This window comes from Cryptosporangium phraense, assembly GCF_006912135.1.
Classification (GTDB): Bacteria; Actinomycetota; Actinomycetes; order Mycobacteriales; family Cryptosporangiaceae; genus Cryptosporangium; species Cryptosporangium phraense.
The window spans coordinates 375269-391227 of the sequence record NZ_VIRS01000001.1; the positions used below are offsets into that span (position 1 = coordinate 375269).

General features: G+C 72.7%; 15 protein-coding genes. 9 read left to right on the forward strand and 6 right to left on the reverse strand.

The window, feature by feature from the left end; all coding sequences use genetic code 11:
- Positions 1-32: 32 nt before the first annotated feature.
- The 4 genes from FL583_RS01705 to FL583_RS01720 form a co-directional block, all read right to left on the reverse strand.
- Positions 33-284 carry a biotin/lipoyl-containing protein gene (locus FL583_RS01705; protein WP_142702624.1) on the reverse strand — a complete coding sequence of 84 codons (252 nt, stop codon included), beginning with the start codon at positions 282-284 and terminating at the stop codon, positions 33-35.
- A complete protein-coding gene (locus FL583_RS01710; RefSeq protein WP_142702625.1) occupies positions 281-1276 on the reverse strand; it encodes an alpha-ketoacid dehydrogenase subunit beta in 996 nt (331 codons plus the stop codon). Before FL583_RS01710 ends, FL583_RS01705 begins: the two co-directional genes overlap by 4 nt.
- Positions 1273-2211 carry a thiamine pyrophosphate-dependent dehydrogenase E1 component subunit alpha gene (locus tag FL583_RS01715; protein WP_142702762.1) on the reverse strand — a complete coding sequence of 313 codons (939 nt, stop codon included), beginning with the start codon at positions 2209-2211 and terminating at the stop codon, positions 1273-1275. Before FL583_RS01715 ends, FL583_RS01710 begins: the two co-directional genes overlap by 4 nt.
- A gap of 92 nt (positions 2212-2303) precedes the next feature.
- Positions 2304-3521: an ABC transporter substrate-binding protein gene (locus FL583_RS01720; protein WP_142702626.1), complete on the reverse strand. Its 1218-nt coding sequence runs from the start codon at positions 3519-3521 to the stop codon at positions 2304-2306.
- A gap of 162 nt (positions 3522-3683) precedes the next feature.
- Between FL583_RS01720 and FL583_RS01725 the strand changes: the two genes are divergently transcribed.
- The 7 genes from FL583_RS01725 to FL583_RS01755 are packed head-to-tail and all read left to right on the forward strand — an operon-like array spanning position 3684 to position 11486.
- The gene (locus FL583_RS01725) at positions 3684-5636 is read left to right on the forward strand and encodes a branched-chain amino acid ABC transporter permease (protein WP_142702627.1); all 1953 of its coding nucleotides are present in this window, start codon (positions 3684-3686) and stop codon (positions 5634-5636) included.
- Positions 5633-6433 (forward strand): ABC transporter ATP-binding protein, encoded by an 801-nt coding sequence (locus FL583_RS01730; protein ID WP_142702628.1) that lies wholly within the window; start codon positions 5633-5635, stop codon positions 6431-6433. Before FL583_RS01725 ends, FL583_RS01730 begins: the two co-directional genes overlap by 4 nt.
- A complete protein-coding gene (locus FL583_RS01735) occupies positions 6430-7140 on the forward strand; it encodes an ABC transporter ATP-binding protein (protein ID WP_142702629.1) in 711 nt (236 codons plus the stop codon). Before FL583_RS01730 ends, FL583_RS01735 begins: the two co-directional genes overlap by 4 nt.
- A gap of 42 nt (positions 7141-7182) precedes the next feature.
- Entirely contained in the window at positions 7183-8688 is a 1506-nt protein-coding gene (locus tag FL583_RS01740) for a GGDEF domain-containing protein (protein ID WP_142702630.1), read from the forward strand.
- 23 nt (positions 8689-8711) lie between these two features.
- Positions 8712-9686, forward strand: coding sequence for a threonine/serine dehydratase family protein (locus FL583_RS01745; protein ID WP_205751769.1), 975 nt, complete (start codon positions 8712-8714; stop codon positions 9684-9686).
- On the forward strand, positions 9679-10332 hold the full coding sequence (locus FL583_RS01750) for a helix-turn-helix transcriptional regulator (protein WP_142702631.1): 654 nt from the start codon (positions 9679-9681) through the stop codon (positions 10330-10332). The genes FL583_RS01745 and FL583_RS01750 overlap by 8 nt, the downstream gene beginning before the upstream one ends.
- Before the next feature lie 38 nt (positions 10333-10370).
- Positions 10371-11486, forward strand: a complete 1116-nt coding sequence (locus FL583_RS01755; RefSeq protein WP_142702632.1) for a beta propeller repeat protein — start codon at positions 10371-10373, stop codon at positions 11484-11486.
- Here the strand turns inward: FL583_RS01755 and FL583_RS01760 are convergent.
- Positions 11475-12557 carry an MBL fold metallo-hydrolase gene (locus tag FL583_RS01760; protein ID WP_205751770.1) on the reverse strand — a complete coding sequence of 361 codons (1083 nt, stop codon included), beginning with the start codon at positions 12555-12557 and terminating at the stop codon, positions 11475-11477. The two genes, FL583_RS01755 and FL583_RS01760, sit on opposite strands and share 12 nt — an antisense overlap.
- A gap of 69 nt (positions 12558-12626) precedes the next feature.
- Here FL583_RS01760 and FL583_RS40710 point away from each other — a divergent pair, with 69 nt between their 5' ends.
- Positions 12627-13400: a hypothetical protein gene (locus tag FL583_RS40710; RefSeq protein ID WP_205751771.1), complete on the forward strand. Its 774-nt coding sequence runs from the start codon at positions 12627-12629 to the stop codon at positions 13398-13400.
- Between the two features lie 1280 nt (positions 13401-14680).
- On the opposite strand, the gene FL583_RS01770 is transcribed toward FL583_RS40710, so the two are convergent.
- Positions 14681-15496, reverse strand: coding sequence for a GNAT family N-acetyltransferase (locus tag FL583_RS01770; RefSeq protein ID WP_142702633.1), 816 nt, complete (start codon positions 15494-15496; stop codon positions 14681-14683).
- Between the two features lie 26 nt (positions 15497-15522).
- Here FL583_RS01770 and FL583_RS01775 point away from each other — a divergent pair, with 26 nt between their 5' ends.
- Complete coding sequence (locus FL583_RS01775; RefSeq protein ID WP_142702634.1) at positions 15523-15945, forward strand: DUF1810 domain-containing protein; 423 nt, start codon at positions 15523-15525, stop codon at positions 15943-15945.
- The last annotated feature ends 14 nt before the right edge of the window (positions 15946-15959 follow it).

Here is a 15959-nt window from a genome sequence, read left to right on the forward strand (position 1 = left end):
CGGCTCCGGTGTGGCCCACCCCACCCCCGACCTCACCCGTTCGCGCGCTCGATGGTCCCGATCTCGGTGCCCACCGGGTACACCTCCTCGGACTCCGCGGTGCCGTGGCGCAGGACGCCCGCGGCCGGGGCGGCGATCTCGTTCTCCACCTTGTCGGTGGCGACGCTGTAGATCGCCTCGTCCTCCTCCACCGTCGTGCCGTCCGGGACCAGCCACTCCACGAACGTCACCTCGGTCGTGGCCATCGTCAGCTTCGGGATCTGGATGGAGACGCTCTGGGTCATTTGTCGTATCCCACGGTCGCTCGGGCCGCCGAGGCGATGCGCTCGGCGTTCGGGTACACGGCGGCTTCCAGGTTGGCGGCGGCCGGGATCGGGCGGTAGCGGCCGCCGACCCGGGCCACCGGGGCGCGGAGCCGGCCGAACAGCTCGGAGCTGATCCGCGCCGCGATCTCGGCGCCGGGACCGGCGAACTCGACCGCGTAGTGCGTGACCACGGCCCGGCCGGTGCGGCCGACCGACTCCAGCACCGACGGCAGGTCCAGCGGCACCAGTGTCCGCAGGTCGAGCACCTCGGCGTCGATGCCCTCGGCCGCGAGTGCGGTGGCCGCGTCGAGCGCGTCGTAGACGCCCCGGCCGTAGGTGACGATCGTGACGTCGGAGCCGGCCCGCTTGATGTCGGCCCGGCCCAGCGGGATCGTGTAGTCGCCGCTCGGCACCGGGCCGCGCTTGCCGTAGAGCGCGGTCGTCTCCAGGAACAGCACCGGGTCGGGGTCGAAGACCGCGGACTTGAGCAGGCCCTTGGCGTCGGCCGGCGTGCTCGGCACGACGACCTTGATGCCCGGGACGTGCATGAACCAGGCCTCCAGCGACTGCGAGTGGGTGGCGCCGTTGCCGAGGCCGCCGAAGCTCGCGGTGCGGACCGTGATCGGGCACGGCGTCCGCCCGCCCGACGAGAACCGGGCCTTGGCCGCCAGGTTCACGATCTGGTCCACCGCGATGCCGATGAAGTCCATGATCATGATCTCGAAGACCGGCAGCCGCCCCTCGATCGCGGCCCCGATCGCCGCCCCGGCGATCGCCGCCTCCGAGATCGGCGTGTTCAGCACCCGGTCGGCACCGTGCTTCGTGGACAGACCGCTGGTGACGTGGCTGACGCCGCTGGCCGGGTCGGCGAGGTCCTCCCCGAGCAGGAACACCCGCTCGTCGGCCGAGAGCGCCTCGTCCAGCGCCGCGTTCAGCGCCTGCAGCACGGTCGTGGTGGTCGTTTCGCTCACGACGGGATGCCCTCCATGTCCACGAAGACGTCCTGCTCCAGTTCGGTCAGCTCGGGGGCGGGCGCGGCCAGCACCTCGGCCAGGGCCGCGTCGACCCGCGCGGTGGCGTCCGTATCGATCGCGGTCAGGTCGTCCTCGGAGAGGACGCCCGCGTCGAGCAGTTTCTGCCGGTAGCGGGGAATCGGGTCGGCCTCCCGGGCCGCCGCCAGTTCCTCGGCCGGCAGGTATTTCTGCTGGTCACCGAAGTAGTGACCCTCGAAGCGGAACGTGACCGCCTCGAGGAACGTCGGGCCGCCGCCGGTACGGGCGCGCTCGACCGCGGCGGCCGACGCGCGGTACATGGCCTCGGGGTCGTTGCCGTCGACGCGCTCGCCCGCCATGCCGTAGGCGAGCCGGCGGTCGACGACCTGGTCGATGTTCATCGTGTCGCGGATCGGCGTCATCTCGGCCCAGAGGTTGTTCTGGCAGACGAAGACGACCGGTAACTGCCAGGTCGAGGCCAGGTTCATGCCCTCGTGGAACGAGCCGGTGTTCGTCGCGCCGTCACCGAACGTCACCGCGGCGACCCGGTCGAGGCCCTGCTGCTTGAACGCCAGCGCGAGCCCGGCCGCCACCGGCACCCCGGCGCCGACGATGCCGGTGGTGAGCGCGACCCCCTGATCGGGCGCGGTGATGTGCATCGTGCCGCCCTTGCCGCGGGAGGCGCCGATGCTGCGGCCGAGGATCTCCCCGATCACCTCGGTCAACGGCACACCCTTGCTGACCAGGTCGTGGATGCCCCGATAGGTGGTGACGAGCCGGTCGTCGGGGCGGAGCGCGGCGGTGAGCCCGGCCGCGACCGCCTCCTGGCCGCGGGACGGCCAGATCACCGCCATGAACTCGCCGCGACCGATGCCCTTGCGGAGCCGGGCGTCGACCGCCTGGGCGAGCGTCATCGTCGAATAGAGGCGGCGGGCCAGGGCCCTCGCTGAGTCCGTGGTCAATCTCCACTCCTCTCCGGTGGAAGAACCTAACGTTTGTTCCGAGGTTAGCCGCCGACGAGCTTGCCGCAGAGTGGGGCGGCGTTGGCCACCGGCACGAACGCGCTGCCCTGCAATTTCAGGAAGTACGAGCACTGCTCGGCCGCCTCGACCGTGGTGAAGTCCCGCTTGGCCGGGTAGAGGCCGCCCGCGTCCCAGGTCTTGTCGGCCCGGAGCGTCGAGATGAACTTCGCCTGGTCGACGTCGCAGCCCGCGACGTCCAGGCCGTGCAGGAAGATGTCCGCGGTCATCCAGCCCATGAGCTGGAAGAACCCGGGGATGCCGGACTTCGAGCCGGCGTGGTCCTTCAGGGCCTTGGCCATCCGCTCGGTGGCCGGGGTCTTCAACTCGTTCGGAGCCGACCCGGTGTTGAACGTGACGCCCTGGCCGGCCTGCACGGCCGGGGCCGATTCGAGCAGGTCGGCGCCATAGCCGGTGGCCGAAACGGTCGCCTTCAAGGCGTACCCGGCCTGCTTGAGACCGGCGATGACGGCGAACGACGTGTCCGGGTTGATGCCCATCTGCAGGACGTCGGACTTGGACTGGATGATGCCCAGCACGATCGCGCCGACGTCGGTGCTGCCGAACGGGATCTTCGTGTTGACGTAGCCGCGCTTCAGCCCGGCATTCTCGGCCGACCGCAGCGACGCCTCGAGCCCCTGCTGCGAGGCCGGGCTCTCGTAGGCCAGACCGGCGACCTTCGTCCCGCCCTGGCTCTTCAGGTAGTCACCGGCGGTCGTGTAGGTCTTGTCGTAGTTCGGTACTGGGATGGCCGGGAACAGGTTGTTCTTGGTGTTCTGCCACTCCTTGGCGCCGTCGAACGCGCCGCCCTCGACCGGGACGTTCTTGCCGGCGGTCGTGAGGAACGGCGCGGCGCCGTACACGAACGAGCTGGGCGCGAGGATCGTGTAGACCTTGTCCTGCTGGACCAGCTTCTGCGCGGCGGTCAGGGCACCCTGGGCGCTGGACTGGTCGTCGGCCTTGACCAGCTCGAACGTCTTGTCGGCGCACTTGCCTTTGTCTTCTTTATAGGCCGCGAACCGGGCCTCGGCGCCGGACACCGAGCTGGTCGCCGACGCGCTGTTCGCGCCGCTGAGCGACGTCATGAGGCCGACCTTGACCGTGTCGCCCGGAGTGGTTCCTCCGCCCGACCCACCACCACACGCCGAGACCGCGAGCGCGACCGCGCAGGCGGCCCCGATCGCGGCGAAACGTCTACCGCCCATGCTCCACCAGGTCCTCTCTGACAGCTGTGGAAGGGGCGCAATCATTTCTAAAGATTGAAAGATTTACAAGTGTTGACGTGGATCACACCGCATAGCACCCTGTGATGGATCCGCAGCGGGGAGCCCGCACGCCGTTCATAAGTTCCGTTGCTTGGAGGCTCAGTGCTCTCCTACGTCCTCGCCGGGCTGGCTCTCGGCTCCATCTACGCCATCGCGGCCGGGTCGCTGGTGGTCACCTACGTCGCCTCGGGCATCTTCAGCCTGGCGTTCGCCGCCATGGCGTTCACGGTCGCGCGGGTGTACTACGCGCTCGACACCGAGGCCGGCTGGCCGATCCTGCCGTCCGCGCTCGTCGCCCTGCTTCTGTTCGCGCCCGCGCTCGGCGCGGCGCTGTACTGGGCGCTCTTCCGCCACCTGCGGCAGCGCTCCACCCTGGTCAAACTCATGGCGACGATGGGGCTGTCGGTGGCTCTGCCGCCGCTCGTCGAGCTGGTGCTCGGCCACCTGACCAGCGTCACCGCGCCGGGGCTGGCCCCGCGTCCGCTGCACACCTGGCACCCGTTCGGTGCCGTGCTCAACGCCGACCAGCTGACCGCCTATCTGGGGCTCGGTGTCGTCCTGGTGATCGGCGTCGGCGTGCTCCGGTTCACCGACGTCGGTCTCAAGGTCCGGGCGCTGGTCGACTCGGAGGCGCTGACCAGCCTGTCGGGCACGTCGCCGGGCCGGGTCTCCCTCGGCGTCTGGGCGTCGACCGCGACCGTCGCCGGGCTGGCCGGGATCATGATCGCTCCGACCGCGGGCCTGTCCGCGGAGGGCATGACCGTGCTCATGTCGGCCGCGTTCGCCGCGGTCGTCGCCGCGCGGCTGCGCAGCCTGCCGGTCGCGGTCGTCGTCGCGCTGCTGATGGGCGTCGTCACGACCGTGATCCAGAAGTACCTGGACCCGCAGAGCGAGTTCACCGCGGCCGTCGTGCCGAGCGTCCCGTTCGCGTTCATGCTCGTGTTCCTGCTCTACTACGCGGCCCGCGGGCAGGCCGGTGACACGACGGCCGGCGGCGCGCTCGACCGGGCGATCAGCATTCAGGAGGACGCTCCGGCGACCCCGGCGTCGAGCGGCGGGCGCTTCGGCCCGGGGCTGATCCCCACGATCGTCTTCGTCCTGGTCGTGGCCGCGCTCCCGCTGGTGATGTCCGAGTACTGGGCCGGTCTGGCCGCGGCCGGTATCGCGCTGGCGATCGCGCTGCTGTCGTACACGCTGGTCACCGGCGAGGGCGGCATGGTCTGGCTGTGCCAGATCACGTTCGCCGGCCTCGGCGCGGTGCTCTCGGCCGAGCTCGCGACCTACCACGCCTGGCCGCCGCTGCTCGCGGTGATCGTCGCCGCGCTGGTCGTCGTGCCGCTCGGCGTCGTCCTCGGCGTCCTGACGATCCGGCTCGGCAACCTCTACGTCGCGCTGGTGACGCTGACGTTCGGCCTGCTGATCTCGACGCTGGTCTTCACCCGCGAGCGGTTCTACAACTTCGGGTCCGGCCAGCCGATGCCCCGTCCGTCGTTCGCGCTCGAGAACCAGGAGTTCGCCCTGCTGACGCTGGCCGCGTTCCTGATCCTCGGGCTGGTCGTGCTCAACCTGCGCCGCTCGACCGCCGGGCTGGCGATGAGCGCGGTCCGCTGGAGCGAGAACGGGGCCCGGACCCTGGGGATCAGCGTCCTGCAGGCCAAGGTGCTGATCTCCGGCGTGGCCTCGTTCGTCGCGGCGATCGGCGGCGGGTTCCTGGCGATGAACTTCCAGTCGGCGCTGCCGGACTCGTTCGCGCCGTTCCTCGGGCTGGTCTGGCTCGCGGTGCTGGTGACGCTCGGGTCGCGGTCGATCATGGCCGCGCTCGCCGCGGGCCTGCTGTTCTACCTGATGCCCGGCGTGTTCGCGACCTACGTGCCGAGCACGTTCGCGCAGGTCCCGGTGATCCTGTTCGGCCTCGGCGCGATCGCGCTGGCCAACCACCCGGAGGGGGCGATCGCCCAGAACGCGGCCGGGATCAGCCGCCTGGTGGCCCGCTTCCGGCCCCGCCCGACGCCGGTGACGGCCTACGCCGCCACCCCCGAGAAGGAGCGCGTATGACGACGGCGGTGGAGGCTCCGGCGCGCCTGGCGGCGCGCGGGGTGACGGTGCGGTTCGGTGGTCTGGTCGCCCTCAAAGACGTCGATGTGGACGTTCCGGCGCGCTCGATCGTCGGGCTGGTGGGGCCGAACGGGGCCGGGAAGAGCACGCTGTTCGGCGTCCTCTCCGGGCTGCTGCGTCCCACCGCCGGAACCGTGCTGATGGACGGCGACGACGTGACCGGCGCATCGCCGCAGGCCCGGGCCCGGCGCGGGCTCGCCCGCACGTTCCAGCACCCCGAGCTGTTCTCCTCGCTGAGCGTCCGCGAGCACATCGTCCTGGGCTACCGGATGCGTCACAGCAAGGGCCGGCTGTGGACCGACCTGGTGACCGGCGGCGGTTTCCGCCGCCCGCCGGCGGCCGAGACCGAACGGGTCGACGCGCTGGTCGAGGCGCTCGGGCTGACCGACGTGCAGCACGCACCGGCGGCCGGGCTGCCGCTCGGGACCAGCCGGCTGGTCGAGGTGGCGCGGGCGCTCTCGGTGGACCCGCGGGTCCTGCTGCTCGACGAGCCGTCGTCGGGGTTGGACGTGCGGGAGACCGAGGAGCTGGCGGCGACTCTTCGTGACCTGGTGGCCTCCCACGGGGTGTCGCTGCTGCTGGTCGAGCACGACGTGCCGCTGGTGCTGGGGCTGTGCGACCGGGTCGACGTGCTCGACTTCGGGATCCGCATCGCGACCGGCACCCCGGCCGAGATCCGCGACGACGAGGCCGTGCGAGCGGCCTACCTGGGCACGGCCGTGGAGGAGACAGCATGAGCGCATTGAAGGTCGACGGTCTTTCGGTGCGGTACGGGGCCGCCGGGGCGCTGGCCGACGTCTCGTTCGAGATCCCGTCGAACACCGCGCTCGCGGTGCTGGGGCCGAACGGGGCCGGGAAGAGCACGCTGGCCCGGGCGGTTTCCGGGCTGGTGCGCAAGAGCAGCGGGACGGTCACGTTCGGCGGCCAGGACCTGTCCACGGTCTCCCCGGCGAAGATCCGGCGGGCCGGGATCGTCCACCTGCCCGAGGGACGCGGGGTCTTCCGGGGCCTGACCGTGCTGGAGAACCTTCGGATGGGCCTGGCCGCCGACCCGGGCCGCCGGGCGGCCGGCCTCGAGCGGGCGTTCGAGCTGTTCCCGGTTCTCGGCGAGCGGCGCAAGCAGCTCGCGGGCACGCTCTCGGGTGGCGAGCAGCAGATGCTCTCTCTGGCCCGGGCGCTGATGGTCGAGCCGAAGCTGGTCATCGCGGACGAGATGTCGCTCGGGCTGGCCCCGAAGCTCGTCGACCTGATCTTCGAGAGCCTCGGCCGGGCGCGGTCGGCCGGCGTGTCGGTGCTGCTCATCGAGCAGTTCGCGGGACGCGCGCTGGAGTTCGCCGACCAGTGCCTGATCCTGCAGCGGGGCAGCGTCTCGTGGAGCGGCCCGGCCGACACCGCGGGCGAGGAGCTCCTCCACCGCTACCTGGGCGAGGCCACCGCGGCCTGAGTATCTCCACACATCGGCGGCCGGCCTGCCGACGTGGAAAGTATGCGGACCGCCCGGCTCAGGTCGCCCACCGAGCCGCGCCGGCCGGTGGCGGTGGCCGACGAGCGGGCGACTCGGCTGATCGTGCTGGCCGCTCCGGTCGTGCTGGTGACGTACGCCGGGTTCGCGATCGTCGGGCACCATCTCGAGACGTTCCTCGCGACCGCGCTCCAGCTGGGCGGGGTCTCGCTGCTGACGGTCGCGGTGGTGCGGGGCGGGGCGGGGCGCCGCATCCCCTGGATCCTGCTCGTGGCCGCGCACGCGCTGGTCGGGGTGTCCAGCGTCAACTACGCCGGACGATTCGTGCGCGGCACGTACGACCCGGCACTGTCCACGCTCTGCTCGGTGCTGGCCGCGCTGCTCGTCCTCGGGGCCGTCGTGGCCTGGAGCCGCCGGGCGGGCTCGCTCCGGGACCGGGCTGCGCGGGACCGGTTCGCGAGCATCGACGTGGCGATCATCGTCGTCGTCTCGGCGTTCCTGTCGTGGGCGTTCGTCGTGGCCCCGGTGCTGCACCGGCCGGACGTCATCGGGCCGGCCAAGGTCATCGTGCTGACGTTCTCGATCGCCGACCTGATCACGATCGGGCTGACGGTCCGGATCCTGTTCGCGACCAGGGCGACCCCGGCGCTGCGGCTCTTCCTCACCTACCTGCTGCTCTGGTCGAGCGCCGACGGGCTGGTCGTGGCCGATCTGACCGGCAACGGGGCGTGGATGGCCGAGGCCGGCGGGCCGATCCGCATCCTCGCGCTGTTCGCGCTGGTCGGGGCCGCGTACCACCCGTCGATGACCGCGGTCGTGGCGCCGGGACGGACCGCGGTGCGGGTGACGTCGGCCGGGCGGCTGGTGCTGCTCGGGCTGGCGACCGCGGTGACCCCGGTGGTGTTGCTCATCCAGCACTTCCAGCGCGGTCCCGAGCACGTGCCGGCCGCCGCGGTCGCCTGCCTGCTGGTGTCCGCGCTGGTCATGGCCCGGATGGCCCGGCTGGTCGCCGAGCAGCGCGGGCTGGCGATCACCGACGGGCTGACCGGCCTGCACACCCGCCGGTTCTTCGACGAGGCGCTGTCCAGCGGCACCGCGCAGAACCTGCGCACCACCGACGACATCGGGCTGCTGCTCGTCGACCTGGACCACTTCAAGAGCGTCAACGACACCCACGGGCACCCGGCCGGCGATCAGGTGCTGCGCGAGGTCGCCCGCCGGCTGCGGGACTCGACCCGCTCCGGTGACGTCGTCGCCCGGTACGGCGGGGAGGAGTTCGCGATCCTGCTCCCGCGCACCGGCCGCCCCGAACTCGTCAGCATCGCCGAGCGGATCCGGGCGGCGATCGACCGGGACCCGGTGCGGCTGCCGAACGGCCGTCCGCTGCGGGTGACGGTCTCGATCGGGCTGGCCGCCGCGTCCGAGGGCCTCGCCTCGTCGGACGAGCTGACCTCGGCGGCCGACCGTCGCCTGTACGCGGCGAAGGCCGGCGGCCGCAATCAGGTCTCGGCCGACTTCAACATTTTGTAGACGGTGCTCTACAATTTGTTGACGTGATACCCCTTCTGGATCTCGCGGCCGTGTCCGCGGCCGCCGACCTCATTCGCGACGACGTCGTCCGGACGCCGACCGTGGCCAGCCCCGGTCTCTCCGAGGCGCTGGGCGTCCCGGTCACCGCGAAGCTCGAGCTGCTGCAGCGCACCGGCTCGTTCAAGGCCCGCGGGGCGACCGCGAAGCTCCGCTCGCTCTCCGCGGCCGAGCGGGAGGCCGGGGTGGTCGCGGTCAGCGGGGGCAACCACGGCATCGCGGTCGCGGCGATGGCCGAGGCGCTCGGCGTCAAGGCGACGATCGCCATGCCCCGCTCCGCTCCGCGCCGGGCCGTCGACCTGGCCGCTCGGTACGGCGCGACCGTGCAGGTCACCGACGACATCACCGAGGCGTTCGCGCTCGGCGTCCGGCTGCGGGCCGAGGGGCGCACGCTCATCCACCCGTTCGACGACCCGGTGGTGGTGGCCGGGCAGGGCAGCGTCGGGCTCGAGCTGGCCGAGGACGCCGGCCCGCTGACCGACGTCGTCGTGAGCATCGGCGGAGGCGGGCTGATCAGCGGCATCGCGGTAGCGCTGAAGGCGCTGCGGCCGGAGGTCCGGATCTGGGGGGTCGAGACCGAGGGGTCGGACACGATGGCGCGGGCGCTCGCGTCCGGCGGTCCGGTGCCGATGGTGCCGACGTCGATCGTCTCGACGTTGTCGCCGCCGTCGGTGGCGCCGCTGACGTTCGCGCACGTGCGGGCGCTGGTTGAAGACGTTCTCGTGGTGCCGGACGCGGAGGCGGTGCGCGGGTCGCTGGAACTGGCCGACGTGGCCAAGGTGTGGACCGAGCCGGCGGCCGGGTGCCTGCTGCCGGCCGCGCGCCGGGTTCTCTCGCAGGTGGGCCCCGGGTGTCGGCTGGGCCTGGTGATCTGCGGTGGCAACGCTTCGGTGAGCGATCTGCTGGGTTGGGCCGAGCGGTTCGGCGTCCGCCTTGGCTGAGTGGGCCAGCGAGGCGTACGCGGCGGAAGCCGCGCGGGTCGTGGAGACGTACCGGCCCCTGGTGGAGCCGCTGGCGGCGGCGGTCGGGCCCGGGGTGGAGGTCGTGCTGCACGACCTGTCGAAGCTGCCGAACTCGGTCGTGGCGATCGCCGGCGGCCTGTCCGGCCGCGCGGTCGGCGCGCCCGCGACCGACCTCGGCCTCCGCCTGCTGATGCAGGACGACCCGCCCGACAGCATCGTGGGCTACCGCACCGAGCTCCCCGGCGGCATCGTCTGCCGGTCGTCCACGATCTTCCTGCGGGGGGACGTTACGCGGCCGGTCGCCGCGCTCTGCCTGAACCGCGACATCAGCCGCCTCTCGGCCGCGATCGACGTGCTGGCCGAGCTGGTCGACACCCCGGTCACCAGCGGTCACGACAAGACCGAGACGTTCTACGAGAGCGTCGAGGGCCTCACGACCGACCTGCTCGGCCGGGCGATCGCAGCGGTGGGCGTCGAGGTCGACGCGATGTCCAAGGCCGACAAGACCCGTGTGGTCAAGGACCTGGAGAGCCGGGGGTTCTTCCTGATCAAGGAGTCGGTGGAGATCGCCGCCCGGGCGCTCGGAGTGAGCCGTTACACGATCTACAACTATTTGAACGGCTGACTTCGGCGGGTGTTCGCGGGCCGGGTGACAATCGGAGCGTGGAGCCCGCCGCGCCGGAAGCGCCGCCCTCGTCCCGCCGTCGCTGGGGACCGGTGGCCGGCATCGCCGCCGCCGCGGTGGCCGTGACGGCCGCGGCCGCGCTGTTCGGCCCGGAGCGGGAGAAGCCCTCCCCCGAACCGGCGCCGCCGGTGACCCCGTGGAGCACGACGTCGAACCTCGTCGCGTTCGCCGACGACCGCAACGGCTGGGCCCTCACCCCGCGCTGCGACGACACGACCTGCCACCCCAGGTTCTGGCGGACGCTCGACGGCGGTACGTCGTGGGGCGAGGTTCCGGTGCCGGACCCCGTGCTGGGCCGGGACACCGGCGTCCAGCTGATCCCGGCCGGGCCGAGCACGGTCGTCGTCGAGGCCGGCCGGCGCCGCTGGCTGAGCACCGACGCCGGCGCGAGCTGGCACCGCGGCCTGGCCGTCGACGTACTGGCCCGGCCGGCCGAGCCGCCGGTCGGCGTCCCGCTGCGGATCACCGCGGGGACGCAGGTGACCGGCGGCACCGTCGCCGCGACGCCCCGGACGATGGGCTGGTACGAGCCGGCGACCGGTCAGCCGACCGCGTTCCCCGAGCAGCTCGACTGGCAGCCGATCTCGTGGTCGGGGGCCCGGGACGGCTCGGTCTGGGTGGTCGGCGGCAACGCCCAGCTGCGGGTCTGGGAGGACGGCGACTGGCGGACCCTCCGCCCGGCGATGCCCGCTCCCCCGCGGACGTTCATCCAGGTCGCGGCCGTCGACCGCCGGACCGCGTACCTGCTGGTGTTCGGCGTCGACGACGAGAGCCTGCTGCGTCCGAGCGCGATCTCGGCGACGGCCGACGGCGGGAAGACCTGGCGGCTCGTGTCGCTGCGCGGCTCGACGCTGCGCGGCAGCCGGGACGCCGCCGCGCTCGGCACCCGGCTGGTGATCGTGGACTCGAACGGCGGGGTCCGGGTGTTCGACGCCGCGGCGCGCTCGTCGGCCCCGTTCGCGGTGGAGGAAGCCCCGGCGCTGTGGAAGCTGGACGCGGCCGGGAGCCGGGTGATCGGCACCGGCATGCAGGACGGGCGGTTCTACTACACGGTCGACGGCGAGGTCTGGACGCCGATCCGGCTACCGTCCTGAGACCGGGCGCCAGGCGTCGGTTTCGCCGGGGCCCCGGGTGACCAGGTTGCGGCGCTCGAGGTGCAGGAGGTGGGCGTAGGTCTCGCCGATCGCCGAGCGGCGGATGAACCCGCGGTTCTGCTCCCAGGGCCGCGACCAGGTCAGCTGCGCGGCGACCGCGGCCGTGCTCGGCCCGTCGTCGTCGGCCAGGGCGGCCAGGATCTCGGCCAGCCGCTGATCGTGGTGGTGCAGGAGCTGACGCACCCGGGCCGGCAGCCCGGCGAACCGGTACTCGTGGGCGGGCAGCACCTCCCCGACGTCCAGCTGACCGACCTTCTCCAGCGAGGCGAGGAACTCGCCGAGCGTGTCGGACTCGGTCAGCGGGTTGGGGCTGATGTTCGGGCTGATCCGCGGGAGCACGTGGTCGCCGGTGAGCAGCACGTCGTGGTCGGTGTGGGCGAAGCAGATGTGGCCCGGGGTGTGGCCGGGCGTCCACAGGACCCGGAGCGGGGTGCCCGCGCCCATCGGGAGGTCGCCGTCCTCGAGCAGCACGTCGACGGCGTCGTCGTCCCAGTGGGGCTCGTCGTCGGTCGCGGACGGTGGGAGGAGCATCTCGGGGAGCTGGTCGTCCGGCACCCCGCGGCGGATCAGCCAGGCCCGGTCCTGGTCGATGAACGAGCGGAGCGAGCCGAACTCGCGGATCGCCTTCGCGTCGAGCGTGTGCATCGCGACCCGGGCGCCGGACACTTCGCGGACCCGGGACGCGAGTCCGAAGTGGTCGCCGTGGAAGTGCGTGATCAGGACCGCGTCGATGTCCTCGAGTTCGTGGCCGGTCTGCCGGACGCCCGCGACCAGGCCGTCCCAGGCTTCGTCGCTGTGCCAGCCGGTGTCGACGAGGGCGAGGCCCTTGCGGGTTTCGACCAGATAGGCGAGCACGTAGCGCAGCGGGTTGTTCGGGAACGGCGTCGGCACCGACCAGAGCCCGGGGCGGACCTCCTCGACCGGTGGCAGCACGCGGTCGGCCCAGGCCTGCTTCTGTACGGTTCCGGTCACCGTGATGAGGTCGGTGGCCGAAGTCGTGGTATCCGTCACTGATCCACCGGAACATACGGTATGCCTTACGGCAACGAGATCTCGGTCACCGCGCGCTGACCAGGTTCGATGATTGCCGTTTACGGGTTCAATGGGGGTATGGACTACGCCTTGCTCGTCGCGTTAGGCATCGCGGTCGTCGGCATCGGGTTGATCACCGTGTCGTCGGCCGGACGTGATCGTCGGGAGGTGCGTCTCGGCCGGCAGTTGGCGGTGGTCGAACGCAAGCTGGACGCGGTGATCGAGCATTTGGGGGTCGAGGTCGGCGAGCCGGTGTATCCGGAGGTGGAGGAGCATCTCGACGAGGGTGCGACGGTGGCGGCGATCAAGGCTTATCGGGAGCGGACCGGGGCGGGGTTGCTGGAGGCCAAGACGGCGGTGGATCAGCGGATCCGGGAGAGGGAGGCCGCTACTTCGGGGGCCGGCTCTGCTGCTCTGGGATCCGCTGCTACGGGGTCCGCAGGTTCGGGATCCGACGCGCGGGAGTCCGGCGCTCAGGGGTCCGGTGCCCGCGAGGACGCGCTCGGCGCAGCCGACGTCCACGAGGAGGTGCCCAGCGGTCGCGAGGGCGCGTTCGGCGCGGCCGATGTCCGCGAGGACGCGCTGGGCGCTCGTGAGGGCGCGCTCGGCGCTAGTGAGGGCGCGCTCGGCGCGGCCGATGTCCGCGAGGGCGGCGCTCACGAGGGCGCTGCGGCTTCTGGCCTGCGCGAGGAGACTGCGCGCACCGAGGCCGATGAATCGGCGGAACTGGGCGAGCCCGCGCTGGGCGAGCCGGCGCCGATCGCCGCCGAGCGCGCCTCCGTCGCGACCGCAGACACCGAGACACGCTCCGCCAAGTCCTGACCTCGCACCGGCCACGGCGAGAACGCCTGCCCGCCGGCGCGGGTAGGCGGTCTCACCCACCGCGCTGCAACGTCGCCACCCAGCGACCTGACCAGCCCGGCGCGATCCAGCCACTGCGCCGCGACTCGCCCCGCCAGGCGCACCCACCCGACGCGACGGCGCCCACCCGGCCCGACTCACCCGCTTGATCCGACCCACCGCGCGACCCGACCCACCCGCGCCGCCCGGCTCCCCGCCCAGCCCGACGTGGCTTCCCAGCCAGCCCGACGTGGCTTCCCGGCCAGCCCGACGTGGCTTCCAGCCCGGACCGACTTGGCTCCCCAGCCCGAACCGACGTGGCTCCCCAGCTCAGCTCGGTGCGCGGGCTGGCCGCTTGGCGCGAACATCCGCCCGCCGTGCGGCGGCCTCCGGGCGGAGCGCGCCCCGCCCGAGCCCGCTCCAGCGCGTTCCACCGAGCGCGGCCGTCCGACCAAGCGACTCCCCACACCATGCGACATGGCCACCCCACGACTCGGCCTACCCCCTCCACGCGGCCAGCCCGCGACCCGACCCCCCGCGTGACACCGCCACCCCACGCCCAGACCCCGACGCCACACGGCCAGCCCCGCGACCCGACACCCGCGTGACACCGCCACCCCACACCCGGACCCCGGCTCCACGCGGCCAGCCCCGCGACCCGACACCCCGCGTGACGCGGCCACCCCACACCCGAACCGCCGACGCCACACGGCCAGCCCCCCGACTCGACCCCCTGCGTGACGCGGCCACCCCACATCCGGACCCGTGGCGCCACGCGGCAACTCGTGCGTGGCGTGGCCACCCCCGCAATGCGGCCTGCCCAACACGGTTGCTCACCGCCGCCCGCCAGACGCCGCCACCCGCCGCCCGCCGCCTCCCGCCAGACGCCGCCACCCGCCGCCTACCGCCAGACGCCGCCCGCCGCTAGCCGCTGGACGCCGGACTCCCACCGCCGGGCGCCGCTGCCCCGCCGCACCCAAACCAACGCAGCCCGCGCAGCACCGCCAGACCAGCACAGCCGACCAGCACAGCCAACCGGCGCCAGCCGACCAGCGCACCCGACCGACCCGGAGTAGCCGCCTCCCGCTGGCTCGCCTTCATCCGCGCGAAGCGCGACCGGCCGACCCCGCCCACGCCACCGGTACGGCACCCGCCGTCCATCCGGCCGAACCAGCTCCCGCCGCACCACCGCGATGCCGACCACCGACACCCCGACCGACCGCCACGACCCGCACCGATTCACCGCCGCTGCCTGGGCGACCTCAGCCCAGGCCCGGGGAATACACCCCGCCGATCGGTAGCGTCACATCCGGCGTCCTCATGTGGACGTCGAAATCATCGATGCGGAAGCCGCAGGCCAGCAGCGTCCGCATGGCGGGGTGCGGGCCCGGGAGCGCGAACGTGATCGCCGCGGTCCCCAGGGCGGCGACGGCCGCGTAGAGGGCGCCGGCCGCCATCCCGCGGTCGGGGCAGGTCAGGTGCGTGAGCACGGCGGGTGAGCCGACGCCGGCCGCGACGAGGCGGCTCCCGTCGCGGACGACGAGCGCGGTGGCGTCGTCGGCGCGGGTCCAGTACTCGAACAGCGGCGTCCGCGGCCGGCCCCAGCCGGTGAGGCGCGCGACCGCGGCCGCGGCGGTGCGCGCGTCGACCCGGTCGACGCGGAGGACGCCGAGCGGGAGACGGTCGGCCGGACCGCTCAGGTACAGCAACGGCCAGGACGGGACGAGCCCGGCGCGGACGTAGAGCGGCAGCGCGGCCGGGTGCTTGGAGCTGAACGTGTACCGGCCGCCCGCCGGAGCCGGCCACATCGCCCGGAGCAGCGCCGAGCCCACTCCGCGGGCGTGCACGGCCGGGTCGACGAACAGGTCCGTGAGCAGGGTCCCGGACGGGGTCGGCACCTCGCCGGCCCACCCCAGCACCTCCGACCCGCGAGCGGCGACCGCCCGCCCGATCGTCAGAATCAGCTCGACGTACGCCGCCTCGACGCCCGACTCGGTGTCGGGCTGATCGGTGGCGCGACTGATTGCGCGGATGCCGGGTAAATCGACCGGGGTCACCGCGCGTACCTGCACGGTCACGACTCTAGCGACGAGAGGCTCGCCCCATGGACTACCGGCTGGAAAGGTTCGTGAGCGCCCAGGACAGCGGCGACGGGTACGACTCGATACTCGCCGAACTGCGCGCCGGCCGGAAGGTGAGCCACTGGATGTGGTACGTGTTCCCGCAGGTCGACGGCTTGGGCAGCAGCTCGATGGCCCGTCGGTACGCGATCGGCTCGCTCGACGAGGCCCGCGCCTACCTGGCCCACCCGGTGCTCCGCGCGCGCCTCGACGCGGCCGTCGACGCGCTCCTCGGCGTCGACGGGCGCAGCATCACGACGATCCTGGGCCCGGTCGACGCGATGAAGCTCCGCTCGTCGATGACGCTGTTCGACGCGGCCGAGCCGGAAGCCGGCGGATTCCGGAAAATCCTGGACAAGTACTTCCACGGCCAGTCCGACGACCGGACGACGGCCCTTCTGCCCTAGCCGACCGTCGTGTG

What these genes read in the sequence shown, in the direction of transcription:
- FL583_RS01705 (WP_142702624.1), bottom strand. Translation starts at nt 284, where the DNA reads ATGACCCAGAGCGTCTCCATCCAGATCCCGAAGCTGACGATGGCCACG.
- FL583_RS01715 (WP_142702762.1), bottom strand. Translation starts at nt 2,211, where the DNA reads ATGACGCTCGCCCAGGCGGTCGACGCCCGGCTCCGCAAGGGCATCGGT.
- FL583_RS01720 (WP_142702626.1), bottom strand. Translation starts at nt 3,521, where the DNA reads ATGGGCGGTAGACGTTTCGCCGCGATCGGGGCCGCCTGCGCGGTCGCG.
- FL583_RS01730 (WP_142702628.1), top strand. Translation starts at nt 5,633, where the DNA reads ATGACGACGGCGGTGGAGGCTCCGGCGCGCCTGGCGGCGCGCGGGGTG.
- FL583_RS01735 (WP_142702629.1), top strand. Translation starts at nt 6,430, where the DNA reads ATGAGCGCATTGAAGGTCGACGGTCTTTCGGTGCGGTACGGGGCCGCC.
- FL583_RS01740 (WP_142702630.1), top strand. Translation starts at nt 7,183, where the DNA reads ATGCGGACCGCCCGGCTCAGGTCGCCCACCGAGCCGCGCCGGCCGGTG.
- FL583_RS40710 (WP_205751771.1), top strand. Translation starts at nt 12,627, where the DNA reads ATGATTGCCGTTTACGGGTTCAATGGGGGTATGGACTACGCCTTGCTC.
- FL583_RS01775 (WP_142702634.1), top strand. Translation starts at nt 15,523, where the DNA reads ATGGACTACCGGCTGGAAAGGTTCGTGAGCGCCCAGGACAGCGGCGAC.